The 26,943-nt window shown below is 46.4% G+C and carries 24 protein-coding genes and 1 pseudogene; 22 read left to right on the top strand and 3 right to left on the bottom strand.

Annotation, left to right across the window (positions count from 1 at the left end):
* Positions 1-37: 37 nt before the first annotated feature.
* Positions 38-412 (top strand): GreA/GreB family elongation factor, encoded by a 375-nt coding sequence (locus tag UM402_RS09790; protein WP_058576685.1) that lies wholly within the window; start codon positions 38-40, stop codon positions 410-412.
* Between the two features lie 523 nt (positions 413-935).
* On the opposite strand, the gene cadR is transcribed toward UM402_RS09790, so the two are convergent.
* Positions 936-1,343, bottom strand: coding sequence for a Cd(II)/Pb(II)-responsive transcriptional regulator (gene cadR / locus UM402_RS09785; RefSeq protein WP_322295300.1), 408 nt, complete (start codon positions 1,341-1,343; stop codon positions 936-938).
* A gap of 95 nt (positions 1,344-1,438) precedes the next feature.
* On the opposite strand from cadR, the gene UM402_RS09780 reads away from it, so the two are divergent.
* From UM402_RS09780 to UM402_RS09770, 3 genes and pseudogenes are all read left to right on the top strand, one after another.
* Positions 1,439-2,335 carry a cation transporter gene (locus UM402_RS09780; RefSeq protein WP_322295299.1) on the top strand — a complete coding sequence of 299 codons (897 nt, stop codon included), beginning with the start codon at positions 1,439-1,441 and terminating at the stop codon, positions 2,333-2,335.
* Positions 2,336-2,338: 3 nt separating this feature from the next.
* Positions 2,339-2,851: a signal peptidase II gene (lspA, locus tag UM402_RS09775; RefSeq protein WP_322295298.1), complete on the top strand. Its 513-nt coding sequence runs from the start codon at positions 2,339-2,341 to the stop codon at positions 2,849-2,851.
* A gap of 21 nt (positions 2,852-2,872) precedes the next feature.
* A pseudogene (locus UM402_RS09770) lies at positions 2,873-3,647 on the top strand (transposase).
* Between the two features lie 122 nt (positions 3,648-3,769).
* Here the strand turns inward: UM402_RS09770 and UM402_RS09765 are convergent.
* On the bottom strand, positions 3,770-3,970 hold the full coding sequence (locus UM402_RS09765; protein ID WP_006956255.1) for a hypothetical protein: 201 nt from the start codon (positions 3,968-3,970) through the stop codon (positions 3,770-3,772).
* A 75-nt stretch (positions 3,971-4,045) separates the two neighbouring features.
* Here UM402_RS09765 and UM402_RS09760 point away from each other — a divergent pair, with 75 nt between their 5' ends.
* The 9 genes from UM402_RS09760 (at position 4,046) to UM402_RS09720 (ending at position 10,684) form a co-directional block, all read left to right on the top strand.
* Positions 4,046-4,390, top strand: coding sequence for a hypothetical protein (locus UM402_RS09760; RefSeq protein WP_054490579.1), 345 nt, complete (start codon positions 4,046-4,048; stop codon positions 4,388-4,390).
* A gap of 66 nt (positions 4,391-4,456) precedes the next feature.
* On the top strand, positions 4,457-4,948 hold the full coding sequence (locus UM402_RS09755; RefSeq protein WP_006956253.1) for a DUF411 domain-containing protein: 492 nt from the start codon (positions 4,457-4,459) through the stop codon (positions 4,946-4,948).
* 2 nt (positions 4,949-4,950) lie between these two features.
* Positions 4,951-5,169, top strand: a complete 219-nt coding sequence (tatA, locus tag UM402_RS09750) for a twin-arginine translocase TatA/TatE family subunit (protein WP_053954069.1) — start codon at positions 4,951-4,953, stop codon at positions 5,167-5,169.
* On the top strand, positions 5,159-6,922 hold the full coding sequence (locus UM402_RS09745) for a copper resistance system multicopper oxidase (protein WP_053954068.1): 1,764 nt from the start codon (positions 5,159-5,161) through the stop codon (positions 6,920-6,922). Before tatA ends, UM402_RS09745 begins: the two co-directional genes overlap by 11 nt.
* Before the next feature lie 11 nt (positions 6,923-6,933).
* Positions 6,934-7,677 carry a copper resistance protein B gene (locus UM402_RS09740; protein WP_053954067.1) on the top strand — a complete coding sequence of 248 codons (744 nt, stop codon included), beginning with the start codon at positions 6,934-6,936 and terminating at the stop codon, positions 7,675-7,677.
* A 27-nt stretch (positions 7,678-7,704) separates the two neighbouring features.
* Positions 7,705-8,055: a copper resistance CopC family protein gene (locus tag UM402_RS09735; RefSeq protein WP_006956248.1), complete on the top strand. Its 351-nt coding sequence runs from the start codon at positions 7,705-7,707 to the stop codon at positions 8,053-8,055.
* The gene (locus tag UM402_RS09730; protein ID WP_322295297.1) at positions 8,052-8,900 is read left to right on the top strand and encodes a copper resistance D family protein; all 849 of its coding nucleotides are present in this window, start codon (positions 8,052-8,054) and stop codon (positions 8,898-8,900) included. Before UM402_RS09735 ends, UM402_RS09730 begins: the two co-directional genes overlap by 4 nt.
* A gap of 17 nt (positions 8,901-8,917) precedes the next feature.
* Entirely contained in the window at positions 8,918-9,352 is a 435-nt protein-coding gene (locus tag UM402_RS09725; RefSeq protein ID WP_053954065.1) for a YybH family protein, read from the top strand.
* A 21-nt stretch (positions 9,353-9,373) separates the two neighbouring features.
* A complete protein-coding gene (locus UM402_RS09720) occupies positions 9,374-10,684 on the top strand; it encodes an APC family permease (protein WP_058578248.1) in 1,311 nt (436 codons plus the stop codon).
* A 26-nt stretch (positions 10,685-10,710) separates the two neighbouring features.
* Here the strand turns inward: UM402_RS09720 and UM402_RS09715 are convergent, their stop codons facing one another.
* Positions 10,711-11,457, bottom strand: a complete 747-nt coding sequence (locus tag UM402_RS09715) for a MauE/DoxX family redox-associated membrane protein (RefSeq protein ID WP_058578249.1) — start codon at positions 11,455-11,457, stop codon at positions 10,711-10,713.
* A gap of 388 nt (positions 11,458-11,845) precedes the next feature.
* Between UM402_RS09715 and UM402_RS09710 the strand changes: the two genes are divergently transcribed.
* The 9 genes from UM402_RS09710 (at position 11,846) to UM402_RS09670 (ending at position 26,935) form a co-directional block, all read left to right on the top strand.
* The gene (locus tag UM402_RS09710; RefSeq protein ID WP_058578250.1) at positions 11,846-14,554 is read left to right on the top strand and encodes a TonB-dependent receptor; all 2,709 of its coding nucleotides are present in this window, start codon (positions 11,846-11,848) and stop codon (positions 14,552-14,554) included.
* 66 nt (positions 14,555-14,620) lie between these two features.
* A complete protein-coding gene (locus UM402_RS09705) occupies positions 14,621-15,352 on the top strand; it encodes a membrane protein (RefSeq protein ID WP_006956236.1) in 732 nt (243 codons plus the stop codon).
* Entirely contained in the window at positions 15,349-16,995 is a 1,647-nt protein-coding gene (locus UM402_RS09700) for a 2Fe-2S iron-sulfur cluster-binding protein (protein ID WP_058578251.1), read from the top strand. Before UM402_RS09705 ends, UM402_RS09700 begins: the two co-directional genes overlap by 4 nt.
* A 659-nt stretch (positions 16,996-17,654) precedes the next feature.
* Positions 17,655-18,944: a TolC family protein gene (locus UM402_RS09695; RefSeq protein WP_054490594.1), complete on the top strand. Its 1,290-nt coding sequence runs from the start codon at positions 17,655-17,657 to the stop codon at positions 18,942-18,944.
* A 1-nt stretch (position 18,945) separates the two neighbouring features.
* Positions 18,946-20,472, top strand: a complete 1,527-nt coding sequence (locus tag UM402_RS09690; protein ID WP_058578252.1) for an efflux RND transporter periplasmic adaptor subunit — start codon at positions 18,946-18,948, stop codon at positions 20,470-20,472.
* Positions 20,465-23,590 (top strand): efflux RND transporter permease subunit, encoded by a 3,126-nt coding sequence (locus tag UM402_RS09685; protein ID WP_058578253.1) that lies wholly within the window; start codon positions 20,465-20,467, stop codon positions 23,588-23,590. The genes UM402_RS09690 and UM402_RS09685 overlap by 8 nt, the downstream gene beginning before the upstream one ends.
* Positions 23,591-23,736: 146 nt before the next feature.
* Positions 23,737-24,108 (top strand): cation transporter, encoded by a 372-nt coding sequence (locus tag UM402_RS09680; protein WP_058578254.1) that lies wholly within the window; start codon positions 23,737-23,739, stop codon positions 24,106-24,108.
* A 27-nt stretch (positions 24,109-24,135) separates the two neighbouring features.
* Complete coding sequence (locus UM402_RS09675; protein ID WP_058578255.1) at positions 24,136-24,594, top strand: hypothetical protein; 459 nt, start codon at positions 24,136-24,138, stop codon at positions 24,592-24,594.
* A 79-nt stretch (positions 24,595-24,673) separates the two neighbouring features.
* Positions 24,674-26,935 carry a heavy metal translocating P-type ATPase gene (locus UM402_RS09670; RefSeq protein WP_322295296.1) on the top strand — a complete coding sequence of 754 codons (2,262 nt, stop codon included), beginning with the start codon at positions 24,674-24,676 and terminating at the stop codon, positions 26,933-26,935.
* The last annotated feature ends 8 nt before the right edge of the window (positions 26,936-26,943 follow it).

The following is a 26,943-nucleotide window of genomic DNA, read 5'->3' as shown; positions in this document are numbered from 1 at the left end:
AGGGCTCTTCGGAGCCCTTTTTTAATGGAGAAGAAACATGGACACAAAACCAAAAATAACGATATCGACTTTTGATTTGGCCGTTATTGAGCAGAGCATGGAAGAAACCCGCTTGCCGCCTGAGTTTTTAGATGAACTGGAAGCTGAATTAGCCCGTGCAGAAGTGCTTGAGCCTGCTGAAATGCCGGAGAATGTTGCGAGTTTGAATAAACAAGTCACTTTTAAGGTGTTAGAAACGGGTAAGGTATTCACTAAAACACTAACGGCTCCTGATCAGGTTGATAAATTTGAGGACAGCCTCTCGGTGTTTGCCCCGTTAGGCGCTGCTCTCATTGGTTTGTCTGTTGGCCAGACAATTCAATGGAAGACCAACCGAGGTCTGCAGTCCGTTGAAATTATTCATGTGACTTAGTGTCGCAGCCTGATGCTATTGCATCAGGTGCGATGCTTAAAAATTCGTGAAGGTATTTCACACGAAGCCGTATAAAAGAATTATTTAAGCGTTATTTGAAACGAGTAGTCAGGCTACTGAACTGTGTTACTAAGTGTGTTACATCCGTTGCTCAGAAACGAAAAAGCCCCGCACGAGTGCAGGGCTTTAGGAAGAAGTTGGTGCCGGAGGCGGAATCGATAAGATCTAATAACTTATTGTTTTATAGTGGATAAAAAATATTAAGATTCAAGCGTGTTACTTACCTTGTTACTAAAACTTCAGCTTTAGTTTTTTGATTGAAAGCTTTTTCACAAATGAATCTTTTAACTTTTTGGCTATGCCCAATACTCGCTTAACACGTTGAACATAGCTATAGTGGTCTGCAACTTGTGAACGTGTAGTGGCAAATAAATTCGGGTAAGCGGATTAAATGGTTGATCTTACCTTTGCATGAGAGTGAGACAGACCGGCATCTCATCGGATTATCTGGTTGATGCTTCACCTACTGCTGGTGCATGTTTCCTTCGCTAATTCCAGCAAGAACCCCACACGCCTCAACTTCCCGGTCATCGTTGCAACTCGCTCTCAGTGAAACGAGTTGTTTCTCAAGCGCTTGCAGAACGGTTATCTGCGACCGCACATGAGAGATGTGATCATCGAGCAAGGCGTTGACGGCGGTACAAGGCTGATGAGGGTCGTCCTGATAGCTCTGTAGTTCGTGAATCTCAGCCAGTGACAGGCCCAGGATTCTGCAGCGACGGATGAAGGCCAGCCCCTCACCATGCTTCTCGGTATAGACACGGTAACCGTTGTCCTGCCGATCAGGCGGCGGCAACAAGCCCTGCTGTTCATAGAAGCGGATCGTCTGTGTTTCGACCCCTACCAACTGCGCCAACTGACCAATGCGCATCAGCCTCCTCCCCAACGGATTCTTTACTCTATTGACCTTATAGTAGCTTTATAGTTTAAAATGGTACCACAACATTGTTCAAGTGGAGTCGTATCATGAGCAAATCCTGTGGTGGCGCCTGTGGCGGTGATGCAACGTCCGCAGCGGATACCGATATGCAGGCCTCCTCCGATGCGTCGGGGGAATGGGTCAGTGTTTATGCCGTGCCGAAGATGGACTGTCCATCAGAAGAACGAATGATTCGCCTAGCCCTGAACGGCTTTGAGGAGATTCGGGCGCTGTCCTTCGACTTGTCGAACCGCCGGCTGAAGGTCGTGCATGACGGCGAGGTCGAGCCCGTCACCTCGAAACTGAAGACCTTGGGGCTAGGCGCCTCGCTTCAGGAAACCGTCGCTGCAAATCCGGAGACCATCAAGGCCGCCGAGTTTTCGGCAGCTTCTGCTAAGCAAGAATCCGGGACCCTGCGCTGGTTGCTCGGCATCAATGCACTTCTGTTCGTGGTGGAAATGACTGCCGGTCTGATCGCCCAGTCCACCGGCCTGATTGGAGAATCCCTGGACAATTTTGCCGATGCGGCGGTGTACGGGCTTGCCCTTTATGCGGTTGGACATAGCGTGAAAATGCAGGTACGTGCCGCGCATCTTGCTGGTGTACTGCAACTGATCTTGGCTGTGGGCGTGCTCGTAGAGGTGGTGAGACGCTTTGTATTCGGTAGTGAGCCTGAATCGCTGGTGATGATGGCTATCGCATTCGTCGCATTGATTGCCAATACCAGTTGTCTGCTGCTCATATCCAAACATCGGGAAGGCGGGGCGCACATGAAGGCAAGCTGGATATTCTCGGCCAACGACGTGGTGATCAACCTGGGGGTCATCACCGCCGGCGCCCTGGTCGCGTGGACCGGTTCCAATTATCCGGATCTGATTATCGGCACCATCGCGGGGGGCATTGTACTTAACGGTGCCAGACGCATTTTGGCGTTGAAGGGTTAAATAATGCTCATTATTGGCAAAAAGCTCTCGCCGTATGCCCTATTGTCCATATCGGGCCTGCTGGCAGCGTCTGATCAGGCTGTAAAGTGGCTGGTGCAGCAATCAATGGCCTATGGCGAGTATGTTTCGGTGACCCCGTTCTTTAACTGGGTGCACCTATGGAACACCGGTGCCGCATTCAGTCTTTTTGCGAATGGTGGAGGCTGGCAGCGCTACTTTTTTATCGGAGTCGCGGTAGTGGTCTCGATTTTTCTGATCAAGCTGATCCTTGAAAATCGTCATAAAGGAGAAGCCATCGCTTACAGTCTTATCCTCGGTGGCGCCATGGGCAACCTGATTGACCGGGTCTTTCGCGGCTATGTTGTGGATTCCTTTGATTTCTATTGGCGAGACTGGCATTGGCCGGCCTTCAACCTGGCTGATATTGCAATTGTCCTCGGTGCCTTACTTTTCGTTTCCAGCAGCTTGTTGGGTAAAAAAGCAAACACCAATGCCGAGCCGGATGGATCTGACTGACACCTACGCCTATACAACACCATGACCGAACTTCCCGACAACATCCTTCACCTGCCGCAATACCAAGTACTGGGCTGCAAATCAACCGACGACGAAATGCACTTCCAGGTGGACGTGCCCGATCCCATCGCCTGCGAGGAATGCAGCGGTCAAGGCTGTGCTGCCCCAGGCCCGTATCGTGGTCGATAAGTTCCATGTGGTGCGCATGGCCAACGATGCCCTAGAGAGAGTGCGCAAGGGCCTCAGAAAGGAGCTGAAACCGTCCCAGAGCCGGACTCTCAAGGGAGACCGGAAAATCCTGCTGAAACGCGCTCACGAAGTCTCAGACCGGGAGCGCCTCATCATGGAGACCTGGACAGGCGCGTTCCCGCAACTGCTGGCCGCCTACGAGCACAAGGAGCGCTTCTACGGCATCTGGGACGCCACCACACGGCTCCAGGCAGAAGCCGCCCTGGACGAGTGGATAGCCACCATCCCGAAGGGCCAAAAGGAAGTCTGGAGCGATCTGGTCAGGGCAGTGGGAAACTGGCGCGAAGAGACCATGACCTACTTCGAGACGGACATGCCCGTCACCAACGCTTACACGGAGTCCATCAACCGACTGGCCAAGGACAAGAACCGTGAAGGGCGCGGTTACTCCTTCGAGGTGATGCGGGCACGAATGCTCTACACCACGAAGCACAAAAAGAAGGCACCCACTGCGAAGGTCTCTCCTTTCTACAAGAAAACCATCGGTTACGGACTGCCGGACTTCGCAGAGGAACTCAACTACGGAGTCGATCTATCAACCATCTGAGGGTGGTATCAGATTGATGGGGTGAAGGTGCCCCATCAACCATTAAATCCGTATACCCATAAATTCGTGCTTCTGATCAGAGATGAAAAGCTATACTTGTTGCTTTGGTTAAAGTGAATTAGCTATTTATCAACATTTTTCCATGGGCCGAACGCTATAAAGTAAAGAAGAATGATATTTGCGATAGGGATAACAATCAGAAGACCCAATGGACCAGGGTAGCCAACTCGTTGGCAGATACGCCATGCGGGAACAATAAAAATAGCTCCCACAATCAGCATCCATAGAAAGCCCATACCTGCGAACATTTCGTGATTCATCATTATCTGCTCCTTATTTGACATGCGTTAAAATGACGTTAGACTGAAGTTTATTAAATTGCAAAAAGCAGGGTGCTCGTGCTAATTCGAATTCTGTTATTAATGACAGTGCTATTGGTGTCGATGTCGTTTTCGCAAACGGCAGATGCTCACGCATGTCATGGTAAAGGACAAATGCAGCACAGCATGATGCAAAAAGCAGACGTAAGCGACTGCGAACATGAGAAGCAAAAGCACAACTCGTGCTGTGCTGACATGACAATTCGGCATTGCTCCGGCGGCTCGGTTTTATTTGTCGGACAGTCTTCTTCGGTTAATGCTGCTGCAGTTAACCTCTCTGCCAAAGTCGATGCGCCCATCGACACCTCAATTCGTGCTAAACACGCGTCTAATTTATTCCGTCCCCCAATAATTACCGCTTAATAAGTTACTAGAAATTTAACACACGCTCGGCGTGTTTCCTTAAAACTTACTAATCGGTGAATAATTATGTCTATCAAACGCAATATCGCTGTTTTGGCGATGCTGTTTTCCGTGTCTGTATCTGCAACCGATGTAGAAGAGCAGCAACTAACCGTTCTAAAAGATCCCAACTGCGGTTGCTGTGAAAAGTGGTTACAAGCTTTACCCGATAGCTTTAGTGTGTCCGTACAACATCCGAACAACCTGACCCAACGAAAACGTGACTCCGGTATTAGTGCCGAGGTCCAATCCTGTCATACCGCTATTTCTAGTAATGGCTATGTCTTTGAGGGGCACGTTCCTCCTACATTGGTTTCTCATTATTTAGCTGGGAAAAAGTCAGAAAATGGCATTGGATTAACTGTTCCTGGCATGCCGGTAGGGTCTGTTGGTATGGAAATGGGTACTCGGTTTCAACCGTATACGGTCTATGAAATCAAAAAGGACGGTTCAATTACACCTTATCAGCAGATAGCAAGTTTAGAGCAGCAGCAAGCACTCTCAAATGGAGGGCTTTAGCTATGGGATTTGGCGGCATGAGTATGGTTCAGTTAGGAGTTTTACTGGTTATTGTCATTCTTCTTTTTGGTAGTAAAAAGCTACGAACCCTGGGCTCCGATCTTGGTAGTGCGATTAAAGGGTTTAAATCATCGGTTTCTGATGAGCCGTCTGATAAGGAACAGGACGTTCAACGTTATCAAAATTTAACCTCAAAAGAGGAGCGTCATAATGAGCAATGAGTTTAACAAAGGGCGTCGAAAGTTTATTAAATCTGCATTCACTGTGGCGTCTGCTTTAGCAATCGCCAAAGTAGCCCCAACTTGGGCTGCTCCTCAGGGACGCAGTTTTAAAGATCAGATCCTGACAAACGATGAGATTGATCTGACCATTGCAAAGTCCCCACTGCTCGTGGGAAATAAAGTAGGAGCACCAATAACCATCAATGGCCAAATGCCGGGCCCTTTGATTCGTTTAAAAGAAGGGCAGCGAGCAAAGCTAAATGTGACTAACCGGTTGTCGGAAGACACGTCAATTCACTGGCACGGAATTATATTGCCGGAGAATATGGATGGCGTGCCTGGCGTATCTTTCGAAGGGATAAAGCCAGGACGAACGTTCAAATACCGCTACGATGTCGAGCAAAACGGAACTTATTGGTATCACAGCCATTCCGGTTTGCAGGAGCAATTGGGACACCTGGGGCCGTTAGTGATTGAACCGAAAGACGGAGACATTGGTGCTGATCGAGAACATACCATTATTCTCAGCGACTGGACATTCGAAGATCCGGATACCGTGTTTCGTAACTTGAAAGTTGCGGAGGGGTACTATAACTATCAAAAACGTACGATATTTGAGACCTTCGAGGACGTGCGACAGCAAGGGTTAGAGAAAACCTGGAAGCAACGAGAAATGTGGGGGCAAATGCGAATGAGCCCCCGTGATATTGCGGATGTGACGGGCAGTACTTATACCTACCTGATGAATGGCCGCGATTCACAGATGAACTGGTCAGCATTGTTTAAGCCTGGTGAAAAAGTACGCCTGCGTATCATTAATGGTTCGGCAATGAGTTTCTTCGACGTAAGAATCCCTGGATTGGAGATGACGGTAGTGGCCGCTGACGGGCAGCCTGTGAAGCCAGTGCCAGTTGACGAGTTCCGCATTGGTGTGGCGGAAACCTACGATGTAATTGTCCAGCCTAAGCAAAACAAGCCTTACACTATTTATGCTGAGAGCTTTGATCGAAGTGGTTATGTCAGAGGTACATTAACGCCGGAACTTGGTCTTGAGGCTGAAGTGCCTGAACTACGGCAAGTTCCTGAGCGAGGCATGGCCGCTATGGGCATGGGAGCGATGGCGATGTCCGGTGATATGAAAGGCAATAGCATGAATATGAAGCATATGGGCGGCAATAACAGCCATATGACGCATAAAATGACACACAAAAAAGAGCTCCCGGTCGAAAACATTAAAATCAAACACCGTGAGTCCGGACATGGCGCCGGGGCGGCTATGATTGCTACAAACCCGGTAAGCCGTTTGCATGAACCCGGGATTGGATTGGAAGACGTTGATCATAAAGTCTTAGTGTATACCGACTTGGTCGGCGCGCATGAATGGCCGGATACGCGGGAGCCCGAACGACAGATAGAGCTGCACTTAACGGGTAATATGGAGCGTTACATGTGGTCTTTCGACGGGAAGAAGTTTACCGAAGTGGATGGCCCGGTTCAGTTTCATCATGGAGAACGACTGAGGTTGGTGATGGTAAACGATACGATGATGGACCACCCCATACACCTACACGGTATGTGGATGGAACTTGAAAACGGACAGTATCCACGCCCACGCAAACATACGATTAGCCTGAAGCCGAGCGAAAAAGTGTCGTTATTGATAACGGCAGACGCGCCGGGTAGTTGGGCGTTCCACTGTCACCTGTTGTATCACATGAAAGCGGGTATGTTCCGTGTGGTCAATGTCGCATAAGGAGGACAATTATGTACGGTAAATCATTATTAGTGGGTGCGGCGTTGTTGCCAGGTTTAGCAGTCGCCGGACATGCGAAAGAGGACTGGCCTGAACCCGTCAAAGAATATTACACCGGGCAAGTACTGTTCGATCGGTTGGAGTTAACGCGAACCAACGAGGAAGAGAACCTAGCCGTCTGGGACATGATGGCTTGGTATGGCGGTGACTATCACCGAGCTGTTTTCAAGAGTGAAGGGGAGAATGTTCAAGACGACGGTGAGCCCACTGACTTGGAAAGTGCCGAACTGCTGTATGGATACTTGGTGTCTCCGTTTTGGTCGTTTCAGGCCGGTATTGGTACGCGAGGTACCTTATCGTCGGACGCGTCTATGGAAAATTATGCTGTCGTGAGTTTTATGGGGTTGGCGCCCTATTGGTTCGAAATGGATAACTCGCTGATGGTGAATGAAGAAGGCGACGTCCAATTTGTTAGCGAAACTGAGTACGAGTGGCAGCTCACACAAACATCGTACTTACAACCTCGCATTGAGTTTACAGCCAACCTGACAGATTCAGACAAATATGAACGGCAAAGTGGCTTGAGCAACTTGCGTGTGGGGTTGCGTTATCGTCACGAAATCAGTCGTGAGTTTGCACCCTACATTGGTGTTTATTGGAACGGCGCGTTAGGCAACACGGCAGATGAAATGAAACGAATGGGTGAAGACACCACAGAAACAGGCGTGGTCCTTGGGGCCAGAGTTTGGTTTTAATTGATAATAAAACAAAGAGGAAACAACATGAAAAACGTACTTAAACTAGCCTTCGGTACCGCGTTATTTTTTAGTGCATGGGCCAGCGCTCACGTCGGCCTAACATCCAGTAGCCCGGAGGACGGTGCTACTTTGTCCGAGTCACCTACGGAAATTACGATGAATTTTTCCGGTGATGTTCGTCTGGCTAAAATTATGCTGCACTCAGATGACGGTAAAATGCATCCGCTGGACTTTTCGATGAGCATGACTCCCAAAGCAGCGTACGAAATTGCTGTTAAAAACAATTTGGCGTCAGGTGGTTATACGGTTTATTGGACGGCAATGGGTGGGGACAGTCATAAAATATCGGGTGATTTTAGCTTTGAGGTGAAATGATGACCCTTTGGAGTGTGGCCAGCGTTTTAACGTTGGCCTTTATATTCTGGCTTAACGCGGTGATGACCGCCTCGCCTTATATCGTTTATTTGTCCGGTTTAAAAAAGCAGTCTGAACGAAAGAATAGCCTTGTTGCGTTGCTTCTATTACTGGCAAGCCTTCTGTATTTTTTTCTGAAAGTCGGTAGTTTTGCTGCTGAAGGCTTTGCCGGCATGATTGACACGACCTACATGCAGTTTATATGGACCGGCCCTGTTGGGTTGTTCATCCAACTTCAGATAGCGGTTGCTATTGCTTGGATTGTTTACTCCGTTGTTAAGCTAAAACGTATAAAGTGGGTGCTATATGTTGTCGCCATTGGACTCATGGGATGGAGCTTTTTAAGTATTGGTCACGGCAGTGACGCCGTCTGGTGGGGAAAGCTAGCGCTTTTAACACACTTGTTAGTCGCTTGGGTTTGGTTCGGCAGTCTTAACTCATTGCGAAAGCTGGCAACGTCGGTACCGCTTGCTAAAGCGAAAGCCATTATGGAGCGTTTTGGTGTGCATATGTCTGCAGCGGTTCCAATACTCCTTATTGCGGGCTTGGTTATGTATCGTAGTGCAACAGGGCGATGGATGCCAGAGCTGCCGCTTACGTCGTATGACAAGGTACTACTAGCGAAACTTGTGTTTGTGGCGCTGATTCTCCTTGTTGCCGCATTGCATAAATTAAAGTTCGTACCGCAATTAAATGATAACGCGGCCGCCAAGCGACTCAAAAACTCCATAACGGCGGAAATGGTATTGGCTGTCACTATTTTTACCCTGGCCTCTGCGCTAAGCAGCGCGTTTTCCCCCGGTTAATGTAAGGAATAAGAAGAATGAAATTACTTGTGAGTGTTTTTATGGTTTCGGTAATGTTTATTTCAGCGCCCAGTAGCGCCGAGGAAGTATCTGAACCGACAGTTGTGCTTGATAGGTTTCGAACGGCTTTGACTGAAGGTGACACGGAAGTCGTTAAAGATGTGCTTTCCAATGATGTGTTTATCTTTGAAGGTGGTGGTGTTGAACGATCCTTGGCCGAGTACAGTGCTCATCACCTTAAGTCAGATATTAAGTTTAGCCAGGCGGTTCCTTCACAGTTGCTTGAAAGGACAGTACAAGAAGCCGATGGCCTTGCTGTGATCACTTCTCGGTATAGCGTTTCCGGGGAGTATAACGGGCGTGAGGTTGATTTAACGATGAATGAAACCGTAACCGTATCAAATACGACTGAGTCTGGCTGGAAAATTATCCGGATTCACTGGTCCAACTAACGTCAACCACAGGAGCTGATTATGGCAGAACACGATCATGAACACGGACATCAGGATTATCAGAAAGGAAGCCTTAGTCTTTGGGGGGCGGTGTCGCTGGGGACTGGTGTGATGATTGGCGCTGGTATTTTTGCACTGACCGGACAAGTTGCTCAGCTGGCAAGAGAGTGGTTTGTCCTGGCGTTTGTGTGCGGCGGTATCATTGCCGGCTTTAGCGCTTACTCTTACGTTAAGTTGGCGAAAGCCTATCCGTCAGCGGGCGGTATTGCGATGTTCCTCAGTAAAGCTTATGGAAAAGGAAGTGTGACGGCGATATTCGCACTCTTGATGTACTTTTCTATGGTGATTAATGAAAGTTTAGTCGCTCGGACATTTGCGTCTTATACCAGCCAGTTAATTTCTTTTGAAGCGCAGTGGCTTATCCCTTTGTTGGCGGTGGGTTTGCTGGTCTTTGCGTTTTTTATCAATATTTTGAGTAATCAGTTTATTCAAACGTTCTCGTTTTTTATGGCCTTTGTTAAGACTTTAGGGTTGGTCATTTTAGCGGCTGGTGGTTTGTGGGCCTCAGGCATTCAGTTTGAATCGATATCGGCTATTCCAGAAGAAGCTACGGGTGGCGGTATTTTAGCGGGGATTGCTTTAAGCATACTTGCGTACAAAGGGTTTACAACAATAACCAATAGTGGCGGTGAAATTGTTGAGCCTAAGAGAAATGTCGGGCGTGCCATTATTATTTCGCTGGTTATCTGCGCGCTAATATATGTGCTAGTCACCCTGGCCGTTGGTTCGAGCTTGTCGATTGATGAGATTGTGACAGCGAAAGACTATGCGCTTGCTGAAGCAGCCAGACCCGTCTACGGTGAAACTGGACTCTGGGTGACGGTTGCGTTTGCAATTGTAGCAACGGTATCAGGAGTGATTGCCAGCGCGTTTGCCGTTTCAAGAATGTTAGCCATGTTGACCAATATGAAGCTTGTTCCACACAGTCATTTTGGCATGCCAGGTTCCATTCAGAAGCATACGCTGGTTTACACCATTGTTATGGCTATGATCTTAGCGGCATTCTTCGATTTGAGTCGAATTGCGTCACTGGGCGCTATTTTTTATATCGTGATGGACATTGCGATCCACTGGGGCGTATTACGGCATCTAAGGCAAAAGGTGAATGCCAATATTTACATACTTGTCAGCGCAATCACGCTAGACGTCATCGTTTTAGTCGCTTTTATATGGGTGAAATGGACGAGCGATCCGCTGGTGATTTGGGCGTCTCTTATCGGTATGGCATTGATTGCCGCTGGTGAGATTTTGTTTTTACGTAAAAAGCGTTAAGAAAAAGAGCGCATAGCGCTCTTTTTCTAGTTCATTGTAAAAAACATCCAGACAGCCATAGCGACCATCATGAGGTTTTCAGTGAGCGAAATGAAGCCTAACGGCACATTACTGGAGCCACCGACACAGGCACATTTTAGCTCGCGTTTGTCGACATAAACGGCTTTAAACACCGAGACAGAGCCCACCATGCCGATAAATAACGCGATAGGGATGGAAATGACGTGAGCAAATTCCGCAGCCATTAACAGACCCGCCAAGCCTTCGGCGTAGGGGTAAATACGGCCATAAGGCACCCATTTTTTGGCGAGAAGATCGTAATTGAGAAACATGGTAGAGAATTTCTCTACGTCCTGGAGTTTGAGCAAGGCCAGAACCACCATAGAGAAACTGATGAACCACTCGATGGTTTGTACGGTAAATACGCGACCAAAAGACAACCACGACGTGGCTACAGAGAGGAGTGCCGTCATAATAAATAATGCAATAACGGGCCGGTAACTGGTTGCGTCAGGGTCAGGAAGAGGCTTTCCAAGAAAGGCTCGAACCTCCTCGAACCCACCGATACGTTTATCACCAATAAACACTTGTGGAGTGGTATCGACGTCGTGCTTTTTCTTGAATTTGTCGGTTTCTTCTCGGCTTTCCAACAGGTTGTCGTCCACATCGTAACCGTTGGCTTTAAGTAAGTGCCTGGTTTTTAGCCCAAAAGGGCACTGGTGATCAGGCGTTGACATTCTGTAAAGCGTAGCTTTTTGAGTTGACTGACTCATAGCCAAGTTCCTTACGTAAAAGTTATGTATTCATGTACGCATTATAGTCGACAAAAGATTAAAAGCATCAATAATCAGAAGAGGGTAAAAGTTCATTAAAAATGAAAAATTATTTTTATTTTGAAAAAAGTGGACAACTTTTTTTATTGCTTTTCTAGCTATCTTGAAGAGCTTATTTTAAAAGATTATTGATACATGAGGATAACTTAAAGTTGAATATACAACCTCTATAAGCATTGCTATTAAAGGGTTTTTTATACAACTTTAATCGTTTTTAGCTTGACTAAAATCCTAAGGTTTCTATTCTGAAGGTTGTATAAACAACTTAGATGGCAGTACGAAGTCTAATCGGAAAGTACAATAATTATAATTTAATCGAGGTGACAAAATGCAAAAGTTACTTAAGTCTGCTGTCGCTATAGGCGTATCTGCGGCACTCTTCAATACAACAACCGTTTGGGCTCAGTCAGGGCCTGGTGATACTGAAGCCGAAAACGTTGAGAAAATCACGGTGACCGGTTCGCGAATTCAGCGAATCGAAGCCGAAAGTGCTGCTCCTGTTCAGGTTTTTACGGCGGAAGATATTGAAGTATCGGGAATGACCTCGGTAGAAATGATTTTACAGAGAATGTCAGCCTCCGCTGGTTTTGCTGGCAGTCAGAGCAATGCTTATTGGACAGGTAATGGCTATGGTACCGCTCAAGTTAATTTGCGTGGACTGGGCATTAACCGAACACTTGTGCTTCTGAATGGCCGCCGTGTTGTAAATGGTGGGACCGGTGCTAATAGTTCAGTCGACTTAAATATGATACCTGTCGAAATGATCCAACGTATCGAAGTACTGAAAGACGGCGCTTCAGCGATATACGGTGCGGATGCTGTAGCAGGTGTGGTCAACATCATCACTCGTAAAAGTTATGACGGCTTTACTATAGAAGGGCGCTTGGGCTCGACAGACGATGGTGAAGGTCAAGATCGCAACGTTAATATGATCTTTGGCACCAGCAGTGATAAAGGTCGCATAATGGCGACATTAGGCTATCGCTCCTCCGATGCCGTCAATATGGCTGATCAAGCCGGTTGTGCTTTAAGTGAAATAACACCCGGTCAATTAGATTGTATTGGAAGTTCAAGTACCATTGGGGGTAGAGCAACCATATTGACGGGGCCAAATGCTGGCGAACGGATTAATTTCAACCAAGATGCGGACGGTAACGGGGACTTTTATGAACCCTACAGCTCTGAAAAACACAACTTTGCATATTTTCCTTACCTAAATTCGGTTAACCCAATTACAAACTGGAATTTCTCCGCTTTCGGGGATTATCAACTGTCGCCAGATACGACGGTATTTACTGAAGTTTTATACAACAATCGAACATCCGATCAATTAGCGACACCCGGAACATTAATAAGAGATATTGAGTTTGATGCCAGCCACCCAACAAACCCAACGGGTGAAACAATTCGACTTGAAGGTCGTCGCTTATTAGAAGGTGGACCAAGAACGTTCTTTCAAGATGTTAATACGTTCAGAACGGTCGTCGGCATGAATGGTGTTATTGGCTCAGGTTGGAACTGGGAAGTTGCTTATAACTATGGCCGTAATACAGCCATTGACGGCATGACCAATATAGTCAACATGCAGCGTCTATCTGCGGGTTTAGATCCGAATACTTGTGGTTCCAACGGCATTCCTTGTATTGACTTGCTGGGGTACGGTGACCTGTCTCAAGAAGCTTTGGACTACATTATGTTTCGGACGACTGATAATGGTGGTAATGAGCAGCGTTCATTAACAGCAAATATTTCCGGCGATCTATTCGAAATGCCGTCTGGGTGGGTTCCTGTCGCTTTTGGTGTCGAACACCGAAAAGAAAAAGGATGGCGTAATCCTGACTCGTCAATTGTCGCCGGTATCATGAATACCAATCAGGCTGACCCAATAGAAGGAAGTTATACGGTCGATGAAGTTTATGCTGAAACGTCCTTGCCTTTGTTGGCTGATTTACCATTGGTTCAGTCATTGAATTTGGATTTAGCGTATCGTTACAGTGACTATGACACCTTCGGTAGTGATGGAAATTACAAGGCGAGTGTTCATTGGCGTGTATCGGATGCTTTGAAAGTGCGTGCGACTCAGTCAACAGCTTTTCGTATTCCAAATATACCTGAACTCTTTGGTGGTGTTGCCGAAGGGAACTTGACCACAACGGATCCGTGTGACGGATGGGACCAAACTGGCGCGGACCCGACTGTGGCGGCAAACTGCCAAGCAGATGGCGTTCCTGCAGGGTATCAACAGTTTGGTGCGACGGTGCTTACTACTGTTGGCGGGAATCCCGATTTAAAGCCGGAAGACGCAGATACTTTCACTGCTGGGTTTGTATGGGATATCGGTTCGGCTGACAATTTACAATTGACGGTTGATTATTACGATATCGATATTGAGAATGCTATCCAAAGAATTCCTGGGTCGACGAAGTTATCCGTCTGCTATAACTCAGAAAATTTATCGCATCCATTTTGCAGCCCTGAACACTTTACGAGAGACTCATTAACGGGCGATATTGACTTTTTGTCTGCTCAGCCCACCAATGCGGCAACTGAAAATGTGTCAGGTATCGACACCGCACTATTTTACAACACGGATCTATTGGGCTGGAAAAGTGACTTTAGTTGGAATGTCAGTTACTTAAATGAATACACATTTGCACCTTTCGTTGGAGCAGACGAAATTGAGTATGCCGGATATATTACCGGCGGTAGAGGGAGCTATACGCATTGGCGCTCAAATGCTTCAGGAACCTTTACGAAACAGGATTGGCGTTTACATTACTCCGTTCAGTACATAGGACCTGCTGATGACATTAATGCTGCTCCGGGAGATATTGGAGCCCGAGCACCCAGTGTTTTCTATCATAACGTGCAGGGAACTTATTTCGTAAATTCAAAACTGAGCGTGACTGGCGGTGTTAATAACCTTTTTGACAAAGAACCGCCTTATATTCAAAGTTGGACGGACGCCAATACTGACACTATGACATATGACTTGTTAGGCCGTCAGTTATATCTGAAGGTACGTTACAGCTTTTAAAGACTAGACTGGCTGTCGCTTTTCCCTGGGAGCGGCAGCTTTTTTTTATTAAATTTGAGGTAGGGTATGACTCAAAAGAAACGCTCCAGTAGCTGGCGAGTTTGGCATCGTTGGCTATCTTTGATTTTTGGCCTGCAAATGGTTATTTGGACAATCAGTGGCGCATACATGGTGTTCTTCGATTTGGATTATATTCATGGTGATCACTTAGTTCAGGATATAAGCCAGCCAATACCGAAAGGTGTTGAAATATCAAGCTTAAATGACCTGTTGAGCCGCTATCCAGAAACACGAAAAACGTCGTTAAAAAGCGTATGGCTGAATCAGAAGTTACAGCCGGTGTATAAAATAGAGAGTAACGAGGGAGCGTTTTTAGTTAATGCGGAGTCGCTGCAGCGTATTGATATAACCGAACAACACATTAAAGAGTTAGCGAATCAATATTACACGAAGGATCCCGACGCTATTGAATCGGTCGTTTACATGACTGATAACCCACCAACAGAAGTGAGTGGTGCTTTGTTACCGATTTGGCAGGTAAATTATGACGATTTCGGTAATACCAGTCTGTATTTATCTGAAACGACCGGGGAGCTTTTGGTAAAGCGACATACGTTTTGGCGGGGGTTTGATATCGCCTGGATGTTACACATAATGGACTACGACGAGCGTGTGGATATCGAGACCTGGTGGTTAAAGGGCTTTATTATCGGTACGTTTATTTTAATGATAACGGGCACTGTCCTGCTTTTTTATACGATTACGTTTAAGAGAAAATCGACTGGGGGTGCTCAATGATACGATTTATGCAATGGCTTCATCGTTGGGTGAGTTTGGTTTTAGTGATTCAAGTCGCTTTGTGGCTAGTGAGTGGGTTATTTTTTAGCTTAACCGGACATCACGGAATGTCAGGCCACCAATATATGGTCTCAAAAAACTCTGAACCCCCACTTAAAAAAATAGCGCCTCAAATCGATGTTACTGAAATGCATCAACGATTCCCCTTAGCTCACTCCATTGAACTGGTCAGTGTTGCCGGGGTAGGTCAGTATCAGGTGTCTCTGCCAGATGGACGTTTGCTTTACTTCAACGCAGATACCGGTGAACGGTGGTCTACGGACCAAGCTTTGGCGACTCAGCTAGCGCTGAATAGCTACAATGGACCGGGCCAGGTTGAAAGGGTTGAAGGAGTCAAGGGAAGCGATGAAGTGAATGGCTGGAATGCCTCAGGATTCCGCATTGATATCGAGGATGATCTTAATACTCGGATATACATCGATGAAGCCTCATCTCAGGTAGTGGAGCATCGCAATACACCATGGACAATAGCTGACTGGGCATTTCGTCTGCATTTTATGGATTACACTGGTGGCCGAAGCTTTAATCATTTATTGATTTGGAGTGCCGGGTTATTCGCTCTTTGGTTTTCGTTATCCGGGCTAATTCTTTTAGGCCGAAATATTACTAACGGTGACTTTAATCCAAATCGGAAAAAAACATGGCTAGAATACTTTCAACAGAAAGGGAAACCAATTGCCAGCAGCTGTGGTGGAGGTGGAACTTGTGGATTATGTAAAGTAACACTACAAGGCAGCGATATACCTAGTCCTAAAGCCGCTGAAAAAGCGTTATTGAGCGCCAATGAATTAGACGCGGGGATGCGGTTATCTTGCCAACACAGAACCTCAACAAATTATGAAGTAAAGTTACATAATGAGGGGGTTAGTGATATAGCTTTAACACTCGATTCAAAGCGTCAACTGACTCCATCCATTATGGAGCTTACCTTTGTGAGTTCAGAGCCCGTTAATTATGAAGCCGGGCAGTTTATGCAGTTTCGTATTCCACACTTAAACGAAATATTGTCACGACATTACTCTGTTGCTACGCGGCCTCACCCGACTCGATTTGTGTTTAACGTACGACAACTGCCCTCGCCAAGCGAAGGGGTGCCCCCAGGCATCGGTTCAAACTACTTGTGTAATTTAGAGCCTGGCGCTCATGTCGATGCTATTGGACCATTTGGTGACTTTCAGCTGACGAAACAAAATAATCACACGCAAGTCTTTATCGGAGGCGGCGCCGGTGTTGCACCGTTAAGAGCGTTAATACAAAGTGAGTTAGCAGCAGATTCTCCTCGTCGTTGCATATTCTTTTACGGCGCACGATATGAAAAAGAGCTCTGTTATAGGGATGAGTTCGAAAGAGATGAGCGGTTAAATTATATACCGGTACTTTCAGAGGTTGCTAAATCAGATGAGTGGGCCGGGCACACTGGCTTTGTGCACGAAACCGCAATGAAATGGTTGGCAGATGAAAACAAAAACACATTGGACGTTTACGTGTGTGGTCCTCCACCAATGCTGAAAGCAACGTTAAAGTCTCTTGCTGACTTTGGTATTCCGCGAGAGCGCATAAAGTTCGATGACTTTGGTATTTAGACTTTAAAATCGCCTAAGTTAGTCGTAAATCTGGGTGGTGATATAGTAGTCGTATCGCCACCTGGATTGACTACCTCGTTATGGGTACTTCCTTTAATCGGTTGATCTTTATCAGACAAAGAGATATTATTTTAACATGTTTTTACAGCAGAACTTCGCATGTATCGTTTAATCATTGCTCTATTGCTATTGGCAGTAACAACAATGTCATTTTCACAAACTATCAGTACGGAAGAGGCATGTATGCACGATCCTACTGAGCAGGTTTCTGATCTTGCTGATTGCGAAGTGTCACATTCTCTTACCGATAACTGTAGCTCTGATTCAATGATGCGACATTGTTACAGCCCGTCGATTACTGTCGTTTATTCTGAGCAACCCACCGTTCCGCCTATTGAGAAGCTGGTTTTTAACGCTTCCTCATTCTTAGATACGAATATTAAAGAAAAGCATTCTCTCTCGCTTTTTCGCCCCCCAATCCACTCTTAAAAATACGAAATTTCTCGCTCCTGGCGCGTTTATCGTCCAGGTAAAAGCACAGCTATAAGCTTTGGTTCGGTCATTGTCGTTACGACGTCGTTCGTCGTCCTCGTTACGGTCCGACTCATAACTTGAGTCTGTGTTTAATTTAAAAATTCACAGTTTTTGAGAGTAACAATATGAAACTTTTAAGAAGAATGGCTTATTTAAGTGTTCTGACTGTAGTGGTGCCAAATGTCGTTAATGCACAAGAGCCGCTTTTGAATTTGCAAGAAGCAGTGAGTATCGCTGTACAAGAAGATCCTTGGTTAACGGCAAGTAAGCAAACCCAAGAGGCATTCGCGAGTGAAGCTATAGCCTCTTCCAGCTTACCTGACCCTAAAATATCGCTCACGGCTGCCAGTTTCCCTGTTGACAGTTTTAGTTCAAGACAGGAAGGGATGACCCAGTTAGTCGTCGGTGTTTCACAAGCATTTCCCAGAGGAGACACTTTATCGTTGTCTCGTAAGCAGAAAAACCAATTAGCTCAAAAACAACCGTTTTTGAGAGCGGATCGTATTGCAAAGGTCAAAACAACGGTCACGAAGTTGTGGTTAGATGTTTTTTTCTCTCAGCAAAGTATTCGCTTGATTGAATCGGATAGAGCGCTTTTTGAACAGTTAGTGTCAACCGCTAAGGCGAGTTATACCAGTACCGAGGGAAAAGCACGGCAGCAAGATGTTATTAGAGCCCAACTTGAGCTTACACGCCTGGATGATAGGTTGACGTCACTGCGACAAAAAGAGGAGCGACTTCAAAGCGAATTGTCGGAATGGATAGGTGTTATAGCGAAATCAAAGTTACCGGATGACGTTCCTAACCTTACGCTACAGGAGGCATTGAGTTCGCCTTCAACAATGCCTAAACAAGCCTTGTACGAATTGATAAAAGAACACCCGGTTTTGCAAGCGACCGATCAAGACATTTTGGCGTCGGAGACGTCTGTCGAGCTCGCTCAGCAAGGTTATAAACCGCAATGGTCAGCCAATCTGAAATATGGCCATAGAAACGACGATCCAAGCGGCAATGACCGTGCCAACTTGCTGTCAGCCGGGGTTACGTTCGATGTCCCTTTATTTACTGATAACAAACAGGATAAGCAGGTACGCTCAGCAAAGTTTAGAACGGAAGCGAAAAAAACTGAGAAGTTATTGGTTGCCAGGCAGTTAATAGCCAATTTACGCAGTACGTTTTTACAACTGAACCGTTTGAATGAACGTGCTGCCCTATATCACGAAGAGCTACTTCCACAAATGTCCGCCCAGTCTGAAGCCGCATTGACTGCCTACAACAATGATGATGGCGACTTTGCCGAGGCGGTACGGTCACAGATTGCGGAAGTCAACGCAAAAATTGATGCATTAGCGATCGCCATCAACCGCCAAAAGCTGATTGCCGAAGCAAACTACTTATTATTTTCAGGAGTTTAAAATGAAAACAGTCACTAAATCTCTTATAAGTTTAGCTGTAGGATTTGCGGTTGGCGCTGGCGCTATTGGCTACTTAATGCAGTCAACTGCGGGCTCCGCTGGTTCATCGGATAATGCCAAAAAAGAGCCGTTATATTGGGTGGCTCCGATGGATCCCAATTATCGCAGAGACAAGCCTGGAAAGTCTCCAATGGGGATGGACCTTATTCCGTTCTATGGCGATGATGGGGGAGAGAGTTCACCAGGTACTGTGAGAATCGATCCCGATGTTATTAACAACCTTGGGGTTACAACTGCAACCGTCACGTCCTCGAGACTCAACCTGGATATCGAAACAGTTGGCTATGTTCAGTTTGATGAGAACCGAGTATTAACAGTAAGCCCTCGTGTTGAAGGCTGGATTGAAAACCTTTTTGTAAAAGCGGTCGGTAACTCGGTTAAAGCAGGCCAACCTTTATACAGTATTTACTCCCCGGAAATGGTTAATGCTCAAGAGGAGCTTGTACTGGCCTCGCAGCGAGGTAATCAGGTTCTAATAGACGCTGCTGAAGAACGCTTAAGAGCCCTGCAAGTCTCTGAATCTGAGATTAAGAAGTTAAAAGAGACTCATAAAATTCAGAAAACAATTACGGTAAAAGCAAAGCAGTCAGGGGTATTGGATAAACTGACTGTGCGTGAAGGTGCGTTTGTAAAGCCGAGTATGAATTTAATGACGATCGCCCAACTGGATAAAATATGGGTTATTGCAGAAGTCTTTGAGCGGCAACTGAACCAAGTTGAGGTAGGTAATAAAGTTCAAATGGATCTTGAGTATGCTCCGGGTAAAGACTGGGAAGGAAAGGTTGATTATGTCTATCCGTCACTTAACCCTAAAACTCGGACGGGACAAGTTCGAATTCACTTCAATAACCCTGACGCTTTTTTGAAGCCGGGCATGTTTGCGAATCTTAATATTAATGCTGGTTTAGGCGACGAAAGCTTAATCATCCCCAAAGAAGCGCTGATTCGAATGGGTGGTTCGAACCGAGTTGTACTGGCACTGGGTGATGGGAAATTTAAATCAGTTAATGTTGACGTTGGGCGGTTAGGTAGCTCGCGAGTTGAGATTTTATCGGGTCTTATGGCAGGTGATGAAATTGTTACATCGGCTCAGTTCTTAATTGACTCTGAGTCCAGTAAGTCTTCCGACTTTAAACGCATGCAACACGACACTCATGCCGATAACGAGAGCCATGGCAGTATGTCAAGTGACGCAGCAGCCGAAGCTGTCTGGGTTGAAGCAACCGTTAAAAGTGTTATGCCTCAGCACTCGATGGTTACGCTGGAGCACGGTGAGATTTCTGAGTGGGACTGGCCTGCAATGACGATGGACTTCGATGTTGCTTCTGATGTTGAACTTTCTAAGCTTAGCACGGGTTTATCCTTGCATGCGGAAATAACGCAAGTCGGCGAGCAACGGTACCAGCTCACATCGATTCATATTCCTGAGCAAAAACAAGCGACAGAGCAGGAGCATAACCATGATTAAGTCAGTCATTCGATGGTCAGTGAGTAACCGTTTTTTCGTTCTTCTGGCGACATTAATCCTCGTGGGTGTTGGTGCTTTTGCGGTTAAGAATACGCCCGTAGACGCACTGCCGGACTTGTCGGATGTACAGGTGATCATTAAAACCAGCTATCCGGGTCAAGCGCCGCAGGTGGTAGAAGATCAAGTAACCTATCCATTAACAACCGCTATGCTGTCTGTCCCCGGCGCTAAAACCGTCCGTGGATATTCGTTTTTCGGCGACTCCTATGTGTATGTCATTTTTGACGAAGATACAGACGCTTACTGGGCGCGTTCGCGAGTACTGGAATATTTGTCTCAGGTTGCTCCGACACTGCCTTCTAATGCAAGACCGCAATTAGGCCCTGATGCAACAGGGGTTGGTTGGGTGTATTTGTATGCCTTGGTTGATCGTACGGGTAACCACAATTTGAGTGAGTTACGCAGTATGCAGGATTGGTTTTTAAAGTATGAACTGCAAACGGTCGAGGGGGTTTCGGAAGTTGCCGCCCTCGGCGGGATGGTAAAGCAGTACCAGGTGAAAGTGGATCCGGAGAAGCTGCGCGCATTCGATATTCCTCTTGCTCACATACAAAATGCTATCCAGCGAGGTAATCAGGAAGTGGGGGCGTCGGTGGTTGAAATGGCGGAAGCTGAGTATATGGTCCGGGCCTCAGGCTATATTGATGGTGTGTCAGACTTAGAGAGTATCCCGCTTGGCGTTGATGAAAATGGCACGCCATTATTGCTTAAAGACGTTGCTGATGTGGGTGTGGGCCCCCAAATGAGACGCGGTATCGCCGAACTCGACGGTGAGGGAGAAGCCGTGGGTGGTATTGTGGTAATGCGTTTCGGAGAAAATGCCCAAAAAACGATTGATGGCGTTAAACAAAAGTTGGATGAGTTAAAGTCGGGGCTACCGGAAGGTGTCGATATAGTCACTGTCTATGATCGTTCGGGGCTTATCTCGGATGCCGTGGAAAGTCTCTGGAAAAGTTTAATAGAAGAACTCGCTATTGTCGCGTTTATCTGTGTGATATTTCTCTTCCATGTCCGCTCCTCGCTGGTTGCCGTTATCAGCTTGCCTTTGGGTATTTTAACCGCGTTTATTGTCATGTATTGGCAAGGAATTAACGCGAATATTATGTCACTTGGAGGGATCGCAATCGCTATTGGCGCTATGCTCGATGGTGCCATCGTCATGATTGAAAATATGCATAAGCATATGGAAAAAACGCCACTGACAGCAGAGAACCGCTGGCGGGTGGTTGCCGCCTCTGCTTCAGAGGTGGGCCCTGCTCTTTTCTTTAGCTTGCTCATTATTACCGTCAGCTTTATGCCGGTATTTACCTTAGAAGCCCAGGAAGGGCGGATGTTTTCTCCGCTTGCTTTCACGAAAACTTACGCAATGGCAGCCAGTGCAGCCTTAGCGGTTACCGTTATCCCCGTGTTGATGGGATATTTTATCAGAGGAAAGGTAACACCTGAGGGGAAAAACCCGCTTAATCGGTTATTGATCGCCGGGTATAAACCGCTTTTAAAAGGCATTTTGAAATACCCCAAGACAGCAGTTGTCGGAGCGCTTGTTATCCTGGCCGTTGGTGTCTGGCCGATTGACAAAATTGGTAGTGAATTTATTCCAGATTTGGATGAGGGCGATTTGATGTATATGCCCACTACTTATCCCGGATTATCAATTGGTAAAGCAAGGGAGCTGTTGCAGCAAACCGACAAGCTCATAAAAACGGTACCGGAAGTGAAGACGGTTTTTGGCAAAATTGGTCGAGCGGATACCGCCACTGATCCGGCACCCCTAACGATGGTTGAAACCTTTATTCAACTGAAACCGAAAGATCAGTGGAGAGACGGTATGACCACTGAGAAGTTGAAAAAAGAACTGGATGCGCTTGTAAAGTTTCCGGGGCTGACAAATGCGTGGGTTTACCCCATTAAAACTCGCATTGATATGCTATCGACAGGTATCAAAACGCCGGTAGGTATAAAAGTTGCCGGAGCTGATCTTAATGAAATTCAGGCGATCGGCCAGCAGCTTGAAGCAATACTTGATGATGTAGATGGCACTGCTTCTGTTTATTCAGAGCGAGTGGCAGGTGGACGTTATGTCAAAGTTGACATAAAAAGAGAGCAGGCTGCACGTTATGGCTTGAACATTGAAGATGTTCAGCAGGTTGTTGCCACGGCTATTGGCGGGATGAATGTTTCAGAGACCATTGAAGGGCTCGAACGTTACCCGATAAACCTGCGCTACCCTCAAGATTACCGCGATTCACCGGAAGAATTAAAGACGCTACCTTTAGTTACGCCAGACGGGCAGCGTATTAGTTTGGCGGATGTGGCTGATGTCTACGTTGAACTCGGACCACCGGCAATTAAAAGTGAGAACGCGAGACTTAATGGCTGGACTTTTGTCGACATTGAGGGAGTTGATGTCGGCACTTATGTTGAAAAAGCAATGAAGGTTGTAGAACAAGAACTCGAGTTGCCAGCAGGGTATTCAGTTACCTGGTCCGGGCAGTACGAATATATGGAAAGGGCAAAGGAAAAACTGACTTACGTGATTCCGTTAACGCTCGCGATTATTATCGTTCTTTTATATATGAACTTTCGAAACGCTACAGAAATAGCCATTATATTGGGAACTTTGCCTCTCGCATTGGTGGGGTCAATCTGGCTAATGTATCTTTTAGATTATAATTTCTCAGTTGCTGTAGCGGTTGGTTTTATAGCTCTAGCAGGTGTCACTGTAGAAATAGGGATATTAATGCTGACTTATCTTAATCAGTCCTATAACGAATACGAACAACGCCAACTAGAGCAAGGTAAAGCTTTGACTAAAGACGGTGTTTCTCGCGCTGTAATGGAAGGGGCTGGGCTTCGTGTTCGTCCTGTCATGATGACGGCGGTTTCTACAATTGCTGGTCTATTGCCTATCATGTTCAGTACAGGAACTGGTGCTGAAGTGGTTAGCCGAATAGCCGCCCCGATGGTTGGAGGAATGATCAGCGCTGTTATTCTAACCTTGCTCGTATTACCTGCTGTTTACTATTTGTGGCGAAAGAAAGACGTTAAGGTTAGATGATACCTTACTCTGTGAATATCACCTGCACACCTTTGATCTCGATCAATGATGTGCAGGGGGTAGTATGCCAATTTATAGTATGGCAATAGGAGCGCACATATGTTGCCTGAAACGTATTGGTAGTTTTAATTAACAGGACAGTATTGATGTCAAATAACGATCATAGAGCAGGAGTGCGGGAAATTAACTTAGTAAACCGCACTTTAAAGCTAAACGCAGAGAGTGTGAAAGAAGTTCGCAAAGCTATCAAAGAAATTGACTTGTTGGTTGGTCTCGATAGCGTTGCCTATGACTCTGAGCATAACTTGTTATCGGTCGCTTATGATGCCTCTAAAGTGGATCTCAATGTTATAGAGGAAAAGCTCAGGAAGTTTGGTGTTGAAATAAATAGTGGGTGGTGGACTCATCTGAAAGAAGAGTACTACAAGTTTATTGACCAAAATATTAAAGATAATGCGGAGCACACACCGTGGAGTTGCCACAGAAGTCCACCACGTACCAAAAGCAAGCGAAAGTAACTCTTAATTATAGGTAAGGAGTAAAAAATGCAAATAGAAACAATCAAAGATGTGCTGAGTTGGACCGTTGATTTCCACAAAAACCTGAAGGAGTGTGTTACTCACTGCTCTAAACAAAACCAAGATGAACGAGCTCGGATGATTCTAAACTACGTGTCGGGTCATGAGGCTAGCTTAGAGCGAATGGTCGAAGGTTTTTTGAGTACAGCAAACCGAAGTGCATTAGACACTTGGTGTTATGACTATATTGGGAAACATCCCATCGTTGAGCATGGACACTGTGATTCGCCTTTTAAAGAGTTAGATACTGATCATATTATGGAGAACATTGTAAACCATCATGAGCAAGTCATTGAGTTGTATGAACACCTATATTCCCGTGTTGATATAGACAGCGCAAAAGAGCTGTTAGAAACAGTAAAAAACGTTGAAGAAAATGAAATTAAACGAATGGTGCAAACTGCGAACCGATTTTCGGATATGTAGTTAGTGAAAATTTTATCGTTGGTACTTTGTGGGAAAGAGCCCTGATTTGGTTAATTTTCCATAAATAAGGAGCACTTGTATGGGTGTGAAAACTGAGGACGTTAGTAGTAGTTCCATTGAGGAACTCATTATCGAGGGAGCCGGTTGCGCGAGTTGTGTTGGCAAAATCGAGAGTGCATTAAAGTCTGTATCCGGTGTGGAAAATGCAGAGATGAACTTTGCGCAGCGAACAGTCAGTGTGACAGGAACAGCAAGTCCGAGCGCTTTAGTGAAAGCAGTAGAGAGGGCGGGGTATAGCGCTAAAGTAGCCACGTCCGAAAGTGACGGTGATGCGTTGGCAGAAAAAGAGCAAGCCGACTGGGCTTATTACAAGCGGCTGATGCGGGAGATGACCGTTGCGCTGTCGTTAGGTGTACCTCTCATGATTTATAGCCTTTTTGTTGGTGAAATGACGGTGACCACTGCCACAGAGCGTGTGACATGGTTAGTCGTAGGTATTCTAACGTTAGGTGTACTTTACTTTTCGGGCAAACACTTCTTCGTCGGTGCCTGGCAATCTTTGAAAAATCATTCCGCTAATATGGATACGCTGATCGCACTTGGTACTGGTACCGCCTGGTTGTATTCCATGGTGGTTGTATTGGTTCCGCACCTGGTTCCGGAAATGGCGCGTCACGTATACTTTGAAGCGACCGCAATGATTATCGGTTTGATCAATTTGGGGCTGGCACTTGAACTGAAAGCTCGTGGGCGCACGTCCGAAGCCATAAAACGTCTCATTGGTTTGCAGGCGAAAACCGCAAGGGTGATTCGTGACGATAAACAATTGGATATCGCTATCGAAGACGTACTCGAGGAGGACGTAGTACGTGTTCGTCCCGGAGAAAAAATCCCTGTTGATGGAAAAGTTATAGAGGGAAGTACCACCGTTGATGAATCTATGCTAACGGGTGAACCCATGCCCGTGGAAAAATCAGTTGGTGATGACGTTGTGGCGGGCACGATAAATAAAAGTGGTTCCTTTTTGTTTCAAGCGACAAGAGTCGGAAAAGCTACAGCACTTGCTCAAATTATTAACATGGTGAAACGGGCGCAAAACTCTAAGCCCCCAATCGGTCGTCTTGCCGATATTATTTCAGCTTACTTTGTGCCAGTCGTTATGATTATCGCTGTTATCAGTGCTCTAGCTTGGCTTAACTTTGGGCCTGAGCCGGCACTGGCCTTTGCTGTGGTATCAGCGACCACTGTCTTGATTATTGCTTGCCCTTGCGCATTAGGCCTGGCGACGCCTATGTCGGTAATGGTGGGTGTAGGAAAAGCCGCAGAGGCAGGTGTGCTGATTCGCAATGGCGAAGCATTGCAAACAGCGTCGAAAGTATCGGCTATGATCCTGGATAAAACGGGCACCATTACACTTGGTTCTCCTAAAGTCACCGACGTATTAGTAGCGAGTGAGTACGATGAGCAAACCGTACTGCAACTTGCAGCGACACTTGAGTCTGGCTCTGAACATCCGCTAGCACAGGCGATAGTTGAGTCAGCCAGGGAAAGAGGGATTAAGACAAGTAAGGTCTCGAACTTCAACGCCATCGCTGGTCATGGCGTGGAGGCAGAAGTTGACGGGAAGTCCCTCCTTTTCGGTAATGAAAAGCTGTTGCGTGAACGTCAAGTTGAGCTCGGTAACTTTGTTGAAAAAGCCCAAGGCTTAGCTGCTGAAGCTAAGACGCCTATGTACTTTGCCGTTGATAATGAGTTAGCTGCAATTATTGCAGTTGCCGACCCGATAAAAGACGACTCCGTAGCCGCCATTAAACGTTTGCAAGATAACGGTGTGCGAGTAGTGATGCTTACTGGTGATAATCGCGCGACAGCAGAAGCAGTTGCTGAAAAAGTAGGAATTAAAGAATTTTTCGCTGAAGTTCTGCCGGAAGAAAAATCAAAAAAGGTTCAGGAGCTGCAGATGGAAGGCGAAATCGTTGGCATGACGGGAGATGGTATTAATGATGCGCCAGCACTAGCTATTGCCAATGTAGGCTTCGCGATTGGCACGGGAACGGACGTCGCTATTGAAAGTGCTGATATTACATTGATGCGCGGGTCGTTGCACGGGCTTGCCGATGCGGTCGCGGTGAGCAAGGCCACACTGAGCAACATTAAACAAAACTTATTTGGTGCTTTTATTTACAACGTAGCAGGTATTCCTTTTGCCGCAGGCGCTCTGTATCCATTTTTTGGAATGCTGTTGAGTCCGGTTATTGCAGGTGCAGCAATGGCTTTTTCTTCGCTTACGGTAGTGAGCAACGCTAACCGGTTACGCTTTTTCAAAGCCAAGAAACATTAATGCACCTT

Source organism: Idiomarina sp. OXR-189 (assembly GCF_034373425.1).
Taxonomy (GTDB): Bacteria; Pseudomonadota; Gammaproteobacteria; order Enterobacterales; family Alteromonadaceae; genus Idiomarina; species Idiomarina zobellii.
Note: the sequence above shows the minus strand (reverse complement) of the source record. Positions and strands in the feature narration are given on the sequence as shown.

Bases quoted from the DNA above. Each gene is read 5' to 3' on its own strand.
- UM402_RS09745 (WP_053954068.1), top strand. From the start codon at position 5,159: ATGAGCAATGAGTTTAACAAAGGGCGTCGAAAGTTTATTAAATCTGCA.
- UM402_RS09705 (WP_006956236.1), top strand. From the start codon at position 14,621: ATGACTCAAAAGAAACGCTCCAGTAGCTGGCGAGTTTGGCATCGTTGG.
- UM402_RS09725 (WP_053954065.1), top strand. From the start codon at position 8,918: ATGAAATTACTTGTGAGTGTTTTTATGGTTTCGGTAATGTTTATTTCA.
- cadR (WP_322295300.1), bottom strand. From the start codon at position 1,343: ATGCGCATTGGTCAGTTGGCGCAGTTGGTAGGGGTCGAAACACAGACG.
- UM402_RS09690 (WP_058578252.1), top strand. From the start codon at position 18,946: ATGAAAACAGTCACTAAATCTCTTATAAGTTTAGCTGTAGGATTTGCG.
- UM402_RS09755 (WP_006956253.1), top strand. From the start codon at position 4,457: ATGTCTATCAAACGCAATATCGCTGTTTTGGCGATGCTGTTTTCCGTG.
- UM402_RS09720 (WP_058578248.1), top strand. From the start codon at position 9,374: ATGGCAGAACACGATCATGAACACGGACATCAGGATTATCAGAAAGGA.
- UM402_RS09735 (WP_006956248.1), top strand. From the start codon at position 7,705: ATGAAAAACGTACTTAAACTAGCCTTCGGTACCGCGTTATTTTTTAGT.
- UM402_RS09680 (WP_058578254.1), top strand. From the start codon at position 23,737: ATGTCAAATAACGATCATAGAGCAGGAGTGCGGGAAATTAACTTAGTA.
- UM402_RS09695 (WP_054490594.1), top strand. From the start codon at position 17,655: ATGAAACTTTTAAGAAGAATGGCTTATTTAAGTGTTCTGACTGTAGTG.
- UM402_RS09700 (WP_058578251.1), top strand. From the start codon at position 15,349: ATGATACGATTTATGCAATGGCTTCATCGTTGGGTGAGTTTGGTTTTA.
- UM402_RS09715 (WP_058578249.1), bottom strand. From the start codon at position 11,457: ATGAGTCAGTCAACTCAAAAAGCTACGCTTTACAGAATGTCAACGCCT.
- UM402_RS09670 (WP_322295296.1), top strand. From the start codon at position 24,674: ATGGGTGTGAAAACTGAGGACGTTAGTAGTAGTTCCATTGAGGAACTC.
- UM402_RS09685 (WP_058578253.1), top strand. From the start codon at position 20,465: ATGATTAAGTCAGTCATTCGATGGTCAGTGAGTAACCGTTTTTTCGTT.
- tatA (WP_053954069.1), top strand. From the start codon at position 4,951: ATGGGATTTGGCGGCATGAGTATGGTTCAGTTAGGAGTTTTACTGGTT.
- UM402_RS09740 (WP_053954067.1), top strand. From the start codon at position 6,934: ATGTACGGTAAATCATTATTAGTGGGTGCGGCGTTGTTGCCAGGTTTA.
- UM402_RS09710 (WP_058578250.1), top strand. From the start codon at position 11,846: ATGCAAAAGTTACTTAAGTCTGCTGTCGCTATAGGCGTATCTGCGGCA.
- lspA (WP_322295298.1), top strand. From the start codon at position 2,339: ATGCTCATTATTGGCAAAAAGCTCTCGCCGTATGCCCTATTGTCCATA.
- UM402_RS09675 (WP_058578255.1), top strand. From the start codon at position 24,136: ATGCAAATAGAAACAATCAAAGATGTGCTGAGTTGGACCGTTGATTTC.
- UM402_RS09765 (WP_006956255.1), bottom strand. From the start codon at position 3,970: ATGATGAATCACGAAATGTTCGCAGGTATGGGCTTTCTATGGATGCTG.
- UM402_RS09780 (WP_322295299.1), top strand. From the start codon at position 1,439: ATGAGCAAATCCTGTGGTGGCGCCTGTGGCGGTGATGCAACGTCCGCA.
- UM402_RS09730 (WP_322295297.1), top strand. From the start codon at position 8,052: ATGATGACCCTTTGGAGTGTGGCCAGCGTTTTAACGTTGGCCTTTATA.
- UM402_RS09790 (WP_058576685.1), top strand. From the start codon at position 38: ATGGACACAAAACCAAAAATAACGATATCGACTTTTGATTTGGCCGTT.